This is a genomic window from Thalassobellus sediminis, from assembly GCF_044386045.1.
GTDB classification, from domain to species: Bacteria; Bacteroidota; Bacteroidia; order Flavobacteriales; family Flavobacteriaceae; genus Thalassobellus; species Thalassobellus sediminis.
This window is the reverse complement of sequence record NZ_JBISCD010000040.1, coordinates 564,112-579,335: the sequence shown is the minus strand read 5'-3', so window position 1 is coordinate 579,335 and position 15,224 is coordinate 564,112. Positions and strand designations below refer to the sequence as shown.

Sequence of the window (15,224 nt, the reverse complement as noted above, 5' to 3'; positions counted from 1 at the left end):
TATAATTAAAATTGAAACTTTAATTGTACACTCACACTTTTTTGTTCTACTTTTTTCTTAGTTTCTGTATTCAAGTTAGACAAAGAAATACCTAATAAACGAACTGAATTATTCAATTTTTCTTGATACAATAAGTCTTTAGCAGTTTCTAGAATAATATCTTTATCACTTATATAATAGGGCAATGTTTTACTTCTGGTTTGCAAAGTGAAATCACTGTATTTTATTTTTAAAGTGACTGTTTTTCCAGCAACTTTACTTTTTGTTAAGCGCCTAGAAACTTCATTAGCAATGTGTTTTAGTTTCTCAAGCATAAATACTTCGCTTGATAAATTTTCACTAAATGTACGTTCTGCAGCTAAACTTTTTCTAATTCTATTTGGTTTTACCTCACTATTATGAATACCTCTAACAACGTAGTAATAATAACGTCCAGATTTACCAAAGTTTTCGTCTAGCCATTCTATAGATTTTTGTTTTAAATCTAAGCCCGTAAAAATGCCTTTTTGATACATTTTTTCTGCAGTTACTTTTCCAACACCATAAAATTTTCTGATGTCTAGCTGTTCTAAAAATGGAATCACTTCTTCAGGGTTTACTACTTTTTGCCCGTTGGGTTTATTGTAATCACTGGCTACTTTGGCTATAAATTTATTTATAGAAATACCAGCCGAAGCTGTTAATCCAACCTCATTAAAAATACGTTCTCTAATTTCCTCAGCAATTAAAGAAGCGCTTGGGTTTCCTTTTTTGTTTTCGGTAACATCTAAATAAGCTTCGTCTAGCGAAAGAGGTTCTACTAAATCGGTATAGTCATAAAATATGTTGCGTATTTTTTTAGAGATTTCGGTATATCTATCAAAATGAGTTTTTACAAAAATAAGCTCAGGACATAATTTAATCGCTAAATTTCCAGACATAGCGCTTTTTACTCCAAATTTTCTAGCCTCGTAGCTAGCAGCACTTATTACACCGCGTTTACCACCACCGCCCACAGCAATAGGTTTCCCTTTTAAAGTAGGATCATCCATTTGTTCTACAGATGCATAAAAGGCATCCATATCTACATGAATAATTTTTCTAATTGGTAAATCGTTTAACATAGTGTAAATTTAGGCATTCTTGTGAAGGCAAGAATCTCAATTAATAAAATTAATGAAAACCCAGTTTTTGGACTCATAATTATGATAGAAATAGAACGAAAGTTTTTAGTAAAATCAGATATTTATAAAGAACAAGCTTTTAAAAAAACGAGAATTGTTCAAGGGTATTTAAACTCTCATAAAGAAAGAACGGTTCGTGTTAGATTAAAAGGGGATAAAGGTTTTATAACTGTTAAAGGGCAATCGTCTAGTAATGGCTTATCTCGTTTTGAATGGGAAAAAGAAGTTGATAGTTTAGAGATAGAAGCTTTATTGAAACTTTGTGAATCTGGTGTTATTGATAAAATTCGTTATGAGATAAAAGTTGGAAAGCATATTTTTGAAGTAGATGATTTTTTTGGAGATAATGACGGTTTAGTAATGGCTGAAGTTGAATTAAATAATGAAAATGAAACGTATGAAAAACCTAGTTGGTTAGGTGAAGAGGTTACAGGCGATATAAAATATTATAATTCATATTTAAGTAAGCATCCTTATAATACATGGAGATAAAAAACAAATACTATAGGCACATGAAAAATTTTATTTTAACAATAGCACTTTTAGTTTTCTTTTGTTCTTGTAAAGAAGAGGTTAAAGAACCTATAATAGACGCTAAAGACGTAGCAATAGAAAAACTGGAAAAAGTAATAGATTCATTGACAGATATTACAACAGAATCTACTAAGTTATCTATAAAGGACAAGAAAAAAGCATTAACAGCAAAAGGGTTTAAAACATTTGATTATGTTGATGAGAAAACTCAAGATACTCTTTTAATGCAACAATATTTTATGGTGTTTTTGAAAAAGGGACTTATTCGCGGTCAAAATGAAGAGGAAGCTGAAGAATTACAAAAAGGGCATTTAGCACATTTAAAGAAAATGTATGATTTAGGTTATGCCGATATTTCTGGCCCTTTTGGTGATGATGGAAATATTAGAGGGGTTACCATTTATAACGTACCAACACTTAAAATGGCTGATAGTTTAGCAAATGCAGATCCTATGGTTAAAGCAGGGCGTTTAGAAATTGAAATACATCCGTGGTGGGCAGCAAAAGAAAAGTCTTTAAGATAATAATTAAACTTATTAGGTTTGTTTTACAGTTTATTAATGTTGTATCTATTGTAGCATTATTATCTGTACATTTTATTATAAAGGAGCGCACTTTTTTGTCTTCTGTAATTTTTTATGCACTTCCTTTACCTGTTATTATTGTTATAGTTTTATTTATTTCCATTGTTCTAACTAAAAAGTGGAGACGTTATAATTTAATACTGGCTTCAATATTATTATTGGTATGGTTAAGTAAAAGTTTTAAATTACATATTCCAGATGATATTAAAGAAACAGACTTAGAAATAGTTTTTTGGAACGCTTCTAGAGATAACGATTTTCAAATGGCATTTAATAAAAATGGACATTTGCCTGATGTAATGGTTTTAGTAGAATCTAAAAAAAGTGATAGTGAAGCATTTAAACAAAAATATCCTAATTATTATTTTTATAAATCAGACAGAGAGATATTCATTTTTTCAAAAACACCAATAGTTATTGAGAGTGAAAATAAATCTAAGTTTAGCACAACAGTTATAAATTTTAAAACATCGGGTGTTAATTTTTATGCCGTTGATGTTACAGGAAGCTTTGATGTTCCAAGAAAATGGGGGTTAGCATTTGTAAATAAGAGTATTAATAAAAATAAGAAAACCATTGTTTTAGGAGATTTTAATACGCCTTATGAATCTATTTATTTAAAAAAACTTAAAAAAGATTTTAATCAAGCATTTAACGAAAAAGGGAATGGTTTTAGAGAAACTTGGTTTAACAATATTCCTTTGCTTTCTTTAGATCATATATGGGTTTCAAAAGATTTAAAAGTTCTAAAAACCGAAAAATTTTATACTACTGAATCTGATCATAGTATGTTAAAAACCTATGTTAGAAAATAGTTTTATTCAGAAATTGTAACCCATCTTTTAGCCTCATTACCAAACTCATCAACAACTGTAATTAGGTGCTTACCTGTTTTAGGAATTATAGCTAACTCATGAATGTCTTTAGTGCTGCCAAGAAATGTTTCATCTACATACCAAAACACAGTACTTTCAGGTCTTGAGTGGGCTATTTTTAAGATGAGGTCGTTCGTTTTTCCATCAAAATCTTTGGGCAAAAAAATATTGTTATTTTCCTTTGGATAAATAAATTCAATAGATACTCCGTTTTCTCCTAAACAATCACTTCTAAATTTAGGTAACGGTTTATAAAACGGATTTTTAGTTTTGTAGTAATAAGCCATTAATGGAGGGAGTACAAACCATGATTTATGCTTTAAGTTATTAATGTCTTCACATGAAGAATTCACTTGAAATGTTTCTGTTTTATCTAAATGCACAAGAATATGATAAGGACAAGGTTTTGTTTTTAACCCACTAATTTGAATGGATTTAGTTTCCACATCATCACAATTTTGAGATGCTCTATAGCCACTTTTTTTACAGATAGATACTTCTTGCATGTCATCAAAAGGTTTTGAAAACCAATCGCTGTTTGGTAACAAATCGAACACATCAAATAAAATGGGAGCAGCTGTTTGTACGCCAACGAGTCCTGGACGACCTTCGCCGTCGGCATTACCAACCCAAACACCTACTACATAATCTTTGGTGCTTCCAATAGCCCATGCATCACGAAAACCAAAACTGGTGCCTGTTTTCCAAGCAATTTGTTTAGAGCCATCAAAAAACTCCCAACTTTCATCGCTTTCAGGTCTGTTTACTTCTTTTAAACTTTCGTAAGTTAAATAAATAGAAGCGGCATCAAATAAGGTTTTATCACTTGTCTTTTTTCCGAAGTCGATATGTTTTGAAGCTAAAAAAGTAGGTTCACAAAATTCATTTGAAAAATACTCACTAGAATTTTCAGAATAATGATTTAAAGTTGAAGAAAACGCGGTATAACTTTTACATATATCCCATAAATTACTTTCGGCACCACCAAGAATTAGTGATAACCCATAATGATTGGCGTTATATTTTAAATCTTTAAGATGCAATGCTTTTAGGTAATGGTGAAATCTGTCTAATCCAAATGTTTGTAACATGCGTACGGCAGGCACATTTAAAGACCGTGATAAAGCGCGACTAGCAGGTACAGCACCATCATAGGTTTTATTATAGTTTTCAGGGTTGTAACTCCCAAATTGGGTAGGTACATCGGTTACTAAGGTATTAGGAAGTAAATCGCCAGCATCTAACATAGCAGCATATAGAAAAGGTTTTAAAATACTGCCTGTGCTTCGGGGTTTGTTAATAATATCTACATCTTTTTGATGCGCTTTATCGGTAGGTGTATTGCCTACATATGCTAAAACCTGCCGTGTTTTTACATCTAAAACTAAAACCGCTGCATTATAAATTTCATTCTGACTTAATTGGTTATAATGATTTTTAACAATAAAATTAACCCGTTTTTGAAGTTTAGCATCAATAGTTGTTTGTATACGTTCCCCGTTATTTAATTGTGCTATTTTTTGCAATAAATGAGGTGTTGTTTGTGGTAACGGATAAGGTTTTTGTGGTAAACCTTCCATAACAGATAAGTTATAGGTAAGCGAATCTATAATTTGATTAGCAAGTAATTTTTTAAGAAGTCTGTTCCGTTTTTGTAATAATCGTTCTTGGTTTTTACCTGGGTAAATTAAACTAGGAGCATTGGGTAAAACAGCTAAGGTGGCACTTTCTGCCCAAGATAATTCGTTAGCATTTCTATTAAAATAACGCCATGAAGCAGCATCAAGCCCTATAACATTACCTCCAAAAGGCGCATTACTACTATAATATGCTAATATTTTTTCTTTTGATGCTCGAAACTCTAATCTTGTGGCTAGGATAAGTTCTTTTAGTTTTTCAAAATAAGATCTTTTTTGCCCTTTTCTAGATAAGCGAATCACCTGTTGTGTTAATGTACTGCCCCCTCGTTTTATACCACCAGATTTTAAATTATCTCTTAAAGCTTTAAATATTGAAATAGGATTAAATCCTGGGTGTTTATAAAAATATTCGTCTTCAAATTGAATAATGCAGGTTTTAAATTTCTCTGGAACACTATCATTATGTGGAAATCGCCATTGCCCATCGGCGGCTATTTGTGCTCCCAAAAGCTCGTTGTTTGAACTGGTTATTACAGTTGCTGTAGGATCTTTAAATAAGGGGTTAGGTAAACAAAAGTAATAGGCAATCACAAGGATGGTTATGATTACCGATTTTTTTTTATGGCGTTTTATGTAGCTTGCTATTTTGTTCACGAATTAAATCCATATTCGCGTTCTACTTTGCAAATTCTCACGTTATACCAACTGTACCAATCTTGTCGTCCTTTTTGTTGAGCTTGTAAATGATCGGTTTGTTGTTTCCAGTTTTTAATAGCATCAAGGCTTTCCCAATAACTAACTGTTATGCCAACTTCATTTCTTGCACTATCTATTCCTAAATAGCCAGATTGTTGCTTAGCAAGTGCTTCCATTTTATCTGACATTTCAGAATAACCTTCAATGTTTTCTTTTTGAGTTGAAGTGAAAATAACTGCGTAATAGGGTTTGAAATTTTTCATATTTTGAATTTTTTTTTTATCCCAAGTTAAAACTTGAACACCTTTTGAATAATGAATTTTATCAGGTGTGTTATTTATTAAATGACTAAATCTAGGATAATTTACCTCTAAATTTTTTATGTTTATTTTTTGAATAGGCCATTCAATATGATGCACATCGTATTCAATAATATGGTTTTTATAATCCTGAAAAACAGCATATCGTTCTGTAAGCCATAAATCGGTTTCGTCTTTTTCTGTAGGAAGGTTTTCTATGTTATATTCAATATTAAAAGAGTCATTAAACTCTTTGTTTTCGGATTGATAAATAGAATCATTTCTATTCATTTTTGAATATCTATACGGTAATTTTGAAACTGTTTTTATAAGTTTACATGATAACGATTTATTCGCTTCCATACTTAAAAAATAAACACTGGGTTTTCCGTTACAAACAACATAAATCCGAATATTTATTTCTTGAAAATCTGAAATATAAGGTGGTTTTAGTATGTTTTTAATACCAATATTATTCATATCGAAAGCTACTAAACTAACCCAGCTTTTTCTATTCAAAATATCTAATTCAATACCTTTTGGTAATAAAGGCTTAATCAAATCAGGATTTACTTCCCAATGTAAAAAAACAGCTTTATTCCATTCTTGGTAAACAGTCCATGGTTCTTTAGGGATATCAAAAGATCTATGTTTTGTTTGCTTTAGTATGTCTTTGGTTTTTATCATTTCTTAACAGTAACCCATTTCCCTTTAGTTCTAACCAAATAATCATTATCATACATCGCTTCGGCTTGAACACCGTATAAATAATAGGTTCCTAAATAGGATGCGTTTAGCATGATGTTAAACGTTTTGGTGCTACGGTTTCCTTTTCTCGGTAAATCGAAATAGAAATTCACGCGGTCGTCTCTAATATCTGTAAAACGAGCCTGACTTGTTGTAGAGCTTCCAAAAGCTGTAAATCGTGTGTTCACAATTTCCCACCCCGATGGGAAAACTTGAGTTAATGCCACATCGTTTACAGGTTCATCTTTTAAGTTGCTTACTTTTACGGTAGCAACAAAATCTTGTCCTTGTTGTAATTTTGAAACATCAATGTTATTGCCTTTTAAATCTTTATAAGCAATGGCCACACTTAATCCACGTTGTTCTGTTAGTTCTTCTCCTAGTGGTAATTTTCCTGAGTTTAAAACACGCACATAAACCAAATTGCCTTTATTGTTTGTAAACGATAAGGTATTACTGCCATCAACAACTTGTAAAGTACGTTCTGCAATGGCATTTTTAGAATTAATAGTTTCTGTTTTTCCGTTAATACTATAATTTAAACTCAATGCTTTGCCGCCATTGGCATTCACCATTTTTGCCATGGCAAGTAAACTATAAGCGGTGGTTTGTGTGCTCATCCAACGATTACTCGATAGGTCTTTTGCAATATATTCGGCAAGTTCTCGCATTTTAGAGTTTTTGGTAAGCACCATGGTTTCTAAAGCCATAGCACGATTTCTATTTATAGAACCATAGGTGTAATAATTATAACGAATAGGTTTAAAATTAATGTTTGCCGATTGTGAAATGTTATCACTCGCTTCTTTTTGTCCTACTAAAGCATAGGCTGCTGCCAATCGCCATTTGGCTTCATTAGAAATTTCTGAAAATTCTCGTAAGCGGTTCATGCTTGCTAAATCGGCACTTCCTGCCAATGCCAACGTGTATAATCTATAAGCTTGAGCAAGATCGGAATTATAACGTCTGTAGCTTGGTCTCCAATCTCTAGCTGCTTGTTTTTGGTATTTAATCCAGTTACTTTTAAAGGTAAGCGGTAAAACAAAACCTTTCTTTTCTGCTTCAATTAAAAAATGTCCTGCGTAACTAGTTCCCCAATCGTTTGCTGAATTTTCACCCATCCAATAACTCATGCCACCGTTTGGTCTTTGAAAATGACTTAAGCGTTTTATACCATTTTCAATATTGGTTTGAATTTGTTGTTTTTTGTCGAAGGTTAAATCGAAAATATCACCTAAAAATAACTGCGGAAATACACTCGAAGTGGTTTGCTCTACACAGCCATGAGGATACTGAATTAAGTATTGTAGCCTACGAGAAAAATCCATAGGTGGTAATGTTGAAAATTCTAAAGTAGCAGCATTTGTACCTATAACACCAAAGGTTGAAAAATCCAGTGTTTTAGTGGCATTTGCTTCTAAAGTTTCATCAATAGCTTTTGAAGTTATTGGGTTTGGGTTTATAACATCTAACTCAACTTTATAAGTTGATTTTTCGCTATTTCCAGATGCAATTACTTCAACCGTATTTATACCTTTTGCTTTGCTAACATCCAATTGAAAATAAGTCATTTGCTCATCAGGATTTGCAAAAGCAAGTGTTTTCGTTTTTTCGCCAACAACAGTAATACCATTACTTAGTTTTAAGCTAATTTTTACGTTCTTCACTTTTGGTTCCATAGCAAATACGGTAACCGGTAAAGTTACTTTTTCACCTGGGCTTAATTTCCGCGGAAGCGATGCTAAAACCATAAGCGGTTTTTTTACTTCGACAGATTTATCGGTACTACCATAAGCACCATCTTTATTGTCTCCAGCAACGACCATAGTACGAACGGCACCAATATAATTAGGTAGTTTTATTGTGTTTTTTTTTGTTTTTCCAGCCTCTAATTTAAACGGACCTAAATAAGTAACCACTGGTTTAAATCGATTGGCTTTTTTGTTTTTTCCGCCAGCAGCATTACCATCACCTCCAATGGCAAATACTTGGTCGATACTTCCTGAATAAGCACCAATAACATCATCAAAAATATCCCAAGTTTTTACACCAAGCGCTTCACGTTTGTAAAATTCGTTCCATGCATTAGGTGTTTTAAAACGGGTTAAATCGAGTAAGCCTTCTTCAACCATTGCAATGGTATAGGTCATGGCTTTTTTATTTTTTTCTGAAACTTGCACCTCAAAGGTTTGTTCTGGGCGCAATGTATTTGGCATTTTTAATTCGGGTTGTAATTTGGTATTTGGATCTTCTACCATCATAGGAATAATGCCGTATAAACGAATAGGTAAATCGTTTTCTGAAATAGCATGTGGTTGTAATAAAGAAATATTTACAAATACATTAGGTGCCATATCTGAAGTTATTGGAATATCGACAACTGTTTCGCCTTGTTTGGTTTTTACCCATTTATAATCTAACACTTCGGTACCATTTTCTATACTTACTAAGGCACGCCCTTCACTACCTGAAGCAAAGGTTATTTTAGCAGTTTCACCAACATTGTATTTTTCTTTATCGGCAGAAAACACTAACATTTTAGCCGCTTCTTTATCGCTAGAAGGAGCTTTTTGCCACCAATTTTTATAAAAATAAGCAGTTCTTCCTGTGGCATGACCACTCACAGGGTCTATAATTCTAATGAGGTAACGCCCACGATTATTATCTGGGATTTTAATATTGAAAGCGCCTTTTCCGTTAGCATCGGTATTTATTTTTGATGTTAAATAAGGCCTGTGATAACTGCTAGATACATAGCTTGATAAATCGTCGTAAGAGGAATTCCACCACCATCGCCACTCCACTTTATAAACTTTTACTTCAAGATTATTTCGCTTTATTGGTTTCCCTTTAGCATCAACCACAACGACATCAAACGTTTGATTTTCATCTGTAAAATAAGAACCATAGGCATTTCCTTTAGGAGAACGCAATCCTACAAAAGATTTATATGGTGCATATTTTTTGGTAAAGGCATCCATAGAGAAATCACCTCCGTTTTCGAAAGCACGCACTAAAAATTGCACATTTAACATGCCAGGTGCGTTTTTACCAACTTCTAGTTTTTTAGTTATATTGGCTAGTCCAGCGTCGTTTACGTTGCCTTCAAATACATTAATTTCTTCGGTATTAAATTTACGAGTTGGGTCGTTAAAGGTGTACTTTTTATAGTTTTTAAAACTGGTATACGAAGTACTGAATTTTGCTTTAACTTCCGCTTTTAAGTTTTTTCCTGGAGCACCATGAAGCCATTTTACATCTAAAGTTCCTTTTAAAGGTTCGTTACCAGTAAGAATGTCGTTTTCAAAATCTATCTTAATTTTTAAACGGTTAGGTTTTACGGTTTCAATTTTTAAACCTTTATAAAATATAGCACCACCAACCGATACTTTAGCATTATAATTTCCTGTTTTATCTTCGGTAGATGTTGGAACAGTGAATTTGTAGAAGTTATTCAGATTGTCTGATGTTACATCTTTAAATACCAATTTTCCGTTAGGATCAGTAATTTCCATTTTAACAGGATGCCCTTTTGGTAAGGGATTTGAAATATCGTTAAGCATGAAAGTTAAATGCAAGGTATCTCCAGGTCTCCAAACTCCACGTTCACCATAAATATATCCTTTAAGTCCACGTTGTAATTTGTTTCCTGAAACATCAAATTTACTTAAGGATAATGAGTTGCCGTCGGTTAGTTTAACATAGGTAGTGTTTTTTCCTTTTGAAATAATGGCAAAGGCTGCGTGTTTTTCGGCATCAATGGTTGCCAAACCTTCGGTGTCGGTAACCGTATTTTCAAGTGCTTGTTGCTGATAATTATAAAGCGTAACACTAGCGTTAGCTTCAGGATTAGTATTTAAAATATTGGAGACTGCAAAATAGTAGGAATTGTTTGTGCCGAGTTTTGCGATCACTCCCAAGTTGGATGCCAATAGGTTTTGAGAGACTATTTTGTTTTCGCTATAATACGCGTCATGGCATGGGTTGTTTTCTTCACGCCAATTATAGCTGTAGTCTTTATATCTGTATATTAAATTATCCCAATATTGTTCTTCGCGTAAATCTTCATCTTCTGATGATGTTTCGGTGTATTCATCTTCATAATAGTCTTCTTCGTAATAATCGTCATAGTCATCATTTTCAGAATTTGAACTATTTGCATTAGCTTCACAATTGTATAACGAATAGCTTTTGTTATAACTTAGCTCAACGCGATAAATAGCTCCTGGATCTGCTTTAAAAAACTTAGATAAATCGATGCTATAAGCTTTCCATTTTCCTGTGTTTTCTGCTTCGGTTTGTAGTTGTATGGTTTGTTTAGCAATGCGTCTGCCAACTTTTTTTATATCGTAAGAATTACGACTATTTAAATTATTGTCTTGAAGAAATTGAAGCACATTATCTTCAAAAATTTTAATAATTCTAACATCAACAGCGCTTAAGTTTACAGCTTCAAAATTGAATTTTAATGCTTCAGAATTTGGTAAAATTGTACCGTTACTTATTAGTTTTACTTGGGGTTTTAATTCTTCAAAAGCAATGGTTTCAGAAAATGGTTTTTTAAGTTTATAATTATCTGTGTTTTTAATGCCTCGAAATACATCAACTTGAATATTTCCAACTAATTTACTGTCTGGATATACTTTTAATACGTTACCATCTACTATGTATTTTGGGTTTTTTACTTTCTGAATGGTAACTAAACCATCAAAATTTTGTTGTTTTTTTAAAGGGTCGGAAAAGTTGATTGAAAGATGTTGTTCTGGCGATTGAATTACATCTACGTCTACAATAGAAAAGTTATTGATTCCAGGAATAAGTACCGTGTTTTCTCCTTTATTAGAAGCGTTTATTGATTTTCCGTTCCATGAAACAAGAATTTTACTGTCTTCAATGACTCTATTAATACTGTCAATTTTAAATTCAAAAGTTTGCCCTTGTTCATTGGCTTCATTAAAAACAAGAGATAGATTTTTGTTGTTTTGAGACGCTTTCACCAATTGTTTTGCTTGGTTAATAGAAATAATATCTGCCGATTTTATAACACCTTCTAAATATTGCCAATTTTTACTGTAAGATTGTAAATTGTTTGTAATAACATTAAAGCTTGGGGTCTTAGTTTTAAACTGAAAGGTGTAGTTTTTAAAACTATCGGGTATGTTTTTGTAAATGCTGTTTAGTTTTACAGAGACTGTATATTCGGTAGCAGGTTCTAAAAACTCATCTGGTGTAAAAAGTAATGCGTGTTTGTTTATCGCTGTTAATTTTCCTTGTATGTGAGGTGAAATAGAAACAATATTATCTGTTATTTCTTCATTCATTTCCCAACCTTCAACATCATTTGATAAGCTAATTTCAATAGGACTAGCAACAGATGTTAATCCAGAAGTTGTGTAACTTATATAATCTTTAAACTTGAAAAGATTATCGGTTTCGTTTATTTTCTTTTTACATGAATAAGTAATCGCTATTAAAATTGCAACAGTCAGGAATTTTTTTAATGACATAATTTAGAAGGATTTATATGAAAATGAACAGGTTGAAAGAAAACGCATGGTATTTCTTGTAAATAGTTACGTTCAAGAATTAAAGCTTAGATTATAAGTTTATGTTAATTTGTTCTTAAAGTTACAAGTTTTTAGTGATTATTAATATTAAATTATGAATAATAAATAGGTTGCTTTTTAGGGAAGAAATGCTATTTATAATCTGAATATAAATTTCAGTAAAAGCGACTTTTTATTGCTATATTCGTAAACAATTTCATTAGGAATAATAAATCAATAAAATATGCAAACTCTAGCAACTGATTTTCAAATAAACGAAGCGCTTAAAACTTTAGGTGTTAAAGCTGTAAATGAAGGCACTTCAACAGGTTTAAATAACTTTTCTAATGGTGATATTATTGAAAGTTATTCGCCTGTTGATGGACAATTAATTGCAAAAGTAAAAAGCACTACAAAAGCTGATTATGAAAAGGTGATGGATGCGGCAACGACAGCTTTTAAATCATGGAGAACGATGCCAGCTCCGCAACGTGGAGAGATTGTACGTCAGTTTGGAGACAAGCTTAGGGAGAAAAAAGAAGCTTTAGGTAAATTAGTGTCTTACGAAATGGGTAAAAGCTACCAAGAAGGTTTGGGTGAAGTTCAAGAAATGATAGATATCTGCGATTTTGCTGTGGGTTTATCGCGTCAGCTTCATGGTTTAACCATGCATAGCGAACGCCCGGGACACCGTATGTACGAGCAATATCATCCGTTAGGAGTTGTTGGTATTATTTCGGCGTTTAATTTTCCTGTGGCTGTTTGGGCGTGGAATACTGCTTTATCTTGGGTTTGTGGCGATGTTTGTGTTTGGAAACCTAGTGAAAAAGCTCCACTTTGTGGCATTGCTTGTCAAAATATAGCCGCTGAGGTTTTTGCTAAAAATAATTTACCAGAAGGCATTTCGTGTTTAATAAATGGCGATTACGTTGTTGGTGAGTTTATGACAAAAGATACTCGGATACCTCTTATTTCTGCAACGGGTTCTACCAGAATGGGTAAAATTGTTGCTAAAGAAGTAGCGGGTCGTTTGGGTAAAAGTTTATTAGAATTAGGCGGTAATAATGCTATTATTGTAACACCGGATGCCGATATAAAAATGACAGTTATTGGTGCTGTTTTTGGAGCAGTTGGTACTGCCGGACAGCGTTGTACAAGTACACGCCGATTAATTATTCACGATTCTATTTACGATAAAGTTAAAAATGCTGTTGTTGATGCTTATAAGCAATTACGAATAGGAAATCCGTTAGATGAAACCAATCATGTAGGACCATTAATTGATACAGATGCTGTAAAAATGTATCAAAATGCTTTAACAAAAGTAGTTGAAGAAGGCGGGAATATAGTAGTTGAAGGTGGCGTGCTTTTAGGTGAAGGTTACGAAAGTGGTTGCTATGTAAAACCTGCTATTGCTGAAGCTAAACCAGAATTTAAAATTGTACAACATGAAACCTTTGCGCCTGTTTTATATTTGTTAAAATATAGTGGTGATGTTGAAAATGCTATAGACATTCAGAATGAAGTTGCTCAAGGATTAAGTTCTGCAATTATGACTAATAATTTACGTGAAGCAGAACGTTTTTTATCGGTTCAAGGATCAGACTGTGGTATTGCTAATGTTAATATTGGAACTTCTGGTGCTGAAATTGGTGGCGCTTTTGGTGGAGAAAAAGATACTGGTGGAGGTCGTGAATCTGGTAGTGATGCATGGAAAGTGTATATGCGCAGACAAACAAATACTATTAATTATACAACCGAGTTGCCTTTGGCGCAGGGGATAAAGTTTGATTTGTAAGTTTTAACCATAAAAAAAACCTTGCCTCAATGCCGATTTTTTCGGGAGAGACAAGGTTTATATCTAAAAAAGATTAATAGCACTGCGAAGCTAATGCTTTTTCTTACGTTTGCAAAATTATAAGGTTATCTAAATGTTAAATTCGTGAATAAATTTTAACTGTATTTTACTTTCCGTAATATTCGTATAGATTCTTTATACGAGTTATATAGCGTTTTGCTATGTTTTTTTAAATACGGTTTTGCTTCATTAAGTTTATCAATAGCTTCATGAAATAAATTGAAATAACAAATGAGGTAGGTAACGGGTAAGTTTTTTAAATCTAATTCTTCTGTTTTAGTAATTGATAATCCTTTTTTTAGTTTTTCTAAAATAGCATTATTAGTGTTGTAGACGTGATGCAGCACTTTTTTATCGTATTGAGGCGGTTCAAATAAAAGTTTGGTTTCAATATTATAATTAGCATTGTTTTCAAAATGAATAATGGTTTCTTCAAGTTGGTAATATTTATTTTGGTTTTGAAATCCGAGATTGACGTATTCAATAATTTTAAAGCTATCGGCATTAAAAGAAATGGCGACTTCATCTAAGGCTGAAAAAAACAAACGCACTTGTTCGTTTATTAGTTCAATATCTACTCTAGAAAAAAACACCTCGTCTTTAACTATCTTTTTTTGTCCTGCCCAACATACTACAAAATATTCTTTAAATACTTTGTATTGTGCATTGTAGTCTTTTCGGGTGTTCATAAAATCAAAAACACCGTTTAAAGTGTGCTCTATGTTGTTTTGAGCATTGTTTTCAATAGCTTGAACTATTTTAGAGTTGATGTCTTTTATATCAATATCAAAAACTTTTGGCATGCTCATACTGCCGTCTCTAAAAAACACAGAACCACCATAATATTTCCAAATGTTTTTTCTAAGTGACGTAATTTTTCCGGTTGCTCTAATGGTAACTAAACCTACAACTTTGTTATCTGGTAAATGTGGAAAGGGAATGTTTTCGTACTGTACAATGGGTGGATTGGTTAAATATGCGTTAATGAGATTTTGAATTTTACTATCATCAAAAAAATCGACACCAATAATATTATTATCTTCATCTTCAACCCCAATAACTATATAAGAATTGTTTTTCGGGTTACTATTAGAAAGCGCACAAACATGTTTTAAAAACTTAGCTTTTCCCTCTTTATGACCAATATCTATTTTTCGCTTTTTGTCATAAAAACTGTTCTCATCATTGTGAGCTAAAAGGTGTTTTATAAGTAGGCGTTTATTAATCATAGCTTCATTCCCGCGAAGGCGGGAATCTTATGGTTTGTTATTTATAACTTGAT

Annotated in this window: 9 protein-coding genes and 1 pseudogene; 4 read left to right on the top strand and 6 right to left on the bottom strand. The window is 32.5% G+C overall.

Going from position 1 to position 15,224, the window contains the following annotated elements; genetic code table 11:
- Window positions 1–5: 5 nt before the first annotated feature.
- Entirely contained in the window at window positions 6–1,103 is a 1,098-nt protein-coding gene (gene dinB, locus ACH5TW_RS09170) for a DNA polymerase IV (RefSeq protein WP_439336200.1), read from the bottom strand.
- 81 nt (window positions 1,104–1,184) lie between these two features.
- Between dinB and ACH5TW_RS09165 the strand changes: the two genes are divergently transcribed.
- The 3 genes from ACH5TW_RS09165 to ACH5TW_RS09155 all read left to right on the top strand — a co-directional run bounded on the left by ACH5TW_RS09165 (window position 1,185) and on the right by ACH5TW_RS09155 (window position 3,096).
- Entirely contained in the window at window positions 1,185–1,655 is a 471-nt protein-coding gene (locus ACH5TW_RS09165; RefSeq protein WP_439336199.1) for a CYTH domain-containing protein, read from the top strand.
- A 20-nt stretch (window positions 1,656–1,675) separates the two neighbouring features.
- Window positions 1,676–2,221, top strand: coding sequence for a YciI family protein (locus ACH5TW_RS09160; protein ID WP_439336198.1), 546 nt, complete (start codon window positions 1,676–1,678; stop codon window positions 2,219–2,221).
- A 95-nt stretch (window positions 2,222–2,316) separates the two neighbouring features.
- Window positions 2,317–3,096 (top strand): endonuclease/exonuclease/phosphatase family protein, encoded by a 780-nt coding sequence (locus ACH5TW_RS09155; RefSeq protein WP_439336197.1) that lies wholly within the window; start codon window positions 2,317–2,319, stop codon window positions 3,094–3,096.
- 2 nt (window positions 3,097–3,098) lie between these two features.
- On the opposite strand, the gene pbpC is transcribed toward ACH5TW_RS09155, so the two are convergent.
- The 4 genes and pseudogenes from pbpC to ACH5TW_RS09135 form a co-directional block, all read right to left on the bottom strand.
- Window positions 3,099–5,450 carry a penicillin-binding protein 1C gene (gene pbpC, locus ACH5TW_RS09150; protein ID WP_439336196.1) on the bottom strand — a complete coding sequence of 784 codons (2,352 nt, stop codon included), beginning with the start codon at window positions 5,448–5,450 and terminating at the stop codon, window positions 3,099–3,101.
- Entirely contained in the window at window positions 5,447–5,755 is a 309-nt protein-coding gene (locus tag ACH5TW_RS09145) for an antibiotic biosynthesis monooxygenase family protein (protein WP_439337507.1), read from the bottom strand. The genes pbpC and ACH5TW_RS09145 overlap by 4 nt, the downstream gene beginning before the upstream one ends.
- Before the next feature lie 45 nt (window positions 5,756–5,800).
- Window positions 5,801–6,478: pseudogene (locus tag ACH5TW_RS09140) on the bottom strand (YqjF family protein); the annotation flags it as partial.
- On the bottom strand, window positions 6,475–12,045 hold the full coding sequence (locus tag ACH5TW_RS09135; RefSeq protein ID WP_439336195.1) for an alpha-2-macroglobulin family protein: 5,571 nt from the start codon (window positions 12,043–12,045) through the stop codon (window positions 6,475–6,477). The pseudogene ACH5TW_RS09140 and the gene ACH5TW_RS09135, both read right to left, overlap by 4 nt.
- Window positions 12,046–12,328: 283 nt before the next feature.
- On the opposite strand from ACH5TW_RS09135, the gene amaB reads away from it, so the two are divergent.
- Window positions 12,329–13,882 carry an L-piperidine-6-carboxylate dehydrogenase gene (gene amaB / locus ACH5TW_RS09130; protein ID WP_439336194.1) on the top strand — a complete coding sequence of 518 codons (1,554 nt, stop codon included), beginning with the start codon at window positions 12,329–12,331 and terminating at the stop codon, window positions 13,880–13,882.
- A gap of 155 nt (window positions 13,883–14,037) precedes the next feature.
- On the opposite strand, the gene ACH5TW_RS09125 is transcribed toward amaB, so the two are convergent.
- Window positions 14,038–15,171: an ATP-binding protein gene (locus ACH5TW_RS09125; RefSeq protein WP_439336193.1), complete on the bottom strand. Its 1,134-nt coding sequence runs from the start codon at window positions 15,169–15,171 to the stop codon at window positions 14,038–14,040.
- Between the last annotated feature and the right edge of the window lie 53 nt (window positions 15,172–15,224).

What these genes read in the sequence shown, in the direction of transcription:
- dinB (WP_439336200.1), bottom strand. Translation starts at nt 1,103, where the DNA reads ATGTTAAACGATTTACCAATTAGAAAAATTATTCATGTAGATATGGAT.
- ACH5TW_RS09165 (WP_439336199.1), top strand. Translation starts at nt 1,185, where the DNA reads ATGATAGAAATAGAACGAAAGTTTTTAGTAAAATCAGATATTTATAAA.
- ACH5TW_RS09160 (WP_439336198.1), top strand. Translation starts at nt 1,676, where the DNA reads ATGAAAAATTTTATTTTAACAATAGCACTTTTAGTTTTCTTTTGTTCT.
- ACH5TW_RS09145 (WP_439337507.1), bottom strand. Translation starts at nt 5,755, where the DNA reads ATGAAAAATTTCAAACCCTATTACGCAGTTATTTTCACTTCAACTCAA.
- ACH5TW_RS09135 (WP_439336195.1), bottom strand. Translation starts at nt 12,045, where the DNA reads ATGTCATTAAAAAAATTCCTGACTGTTGCAATTTTAATAGCGATTACT.
- amaB (WP_439336194.1), top strand. Translation starts at nt 12,329, where the DNA reads ATGCAAACTCTAGCAACTGATTTTCAAATAAACGAAGCGCTTAAAACT.
- ACH5TW_RS09125 (WP_439336193.1), bottom strand. Translation starts at nt 15,171, where the DNA reads ATGATTAATAAACGCCTACTTATAAAACACCTTTTAGCTCACAATGAT.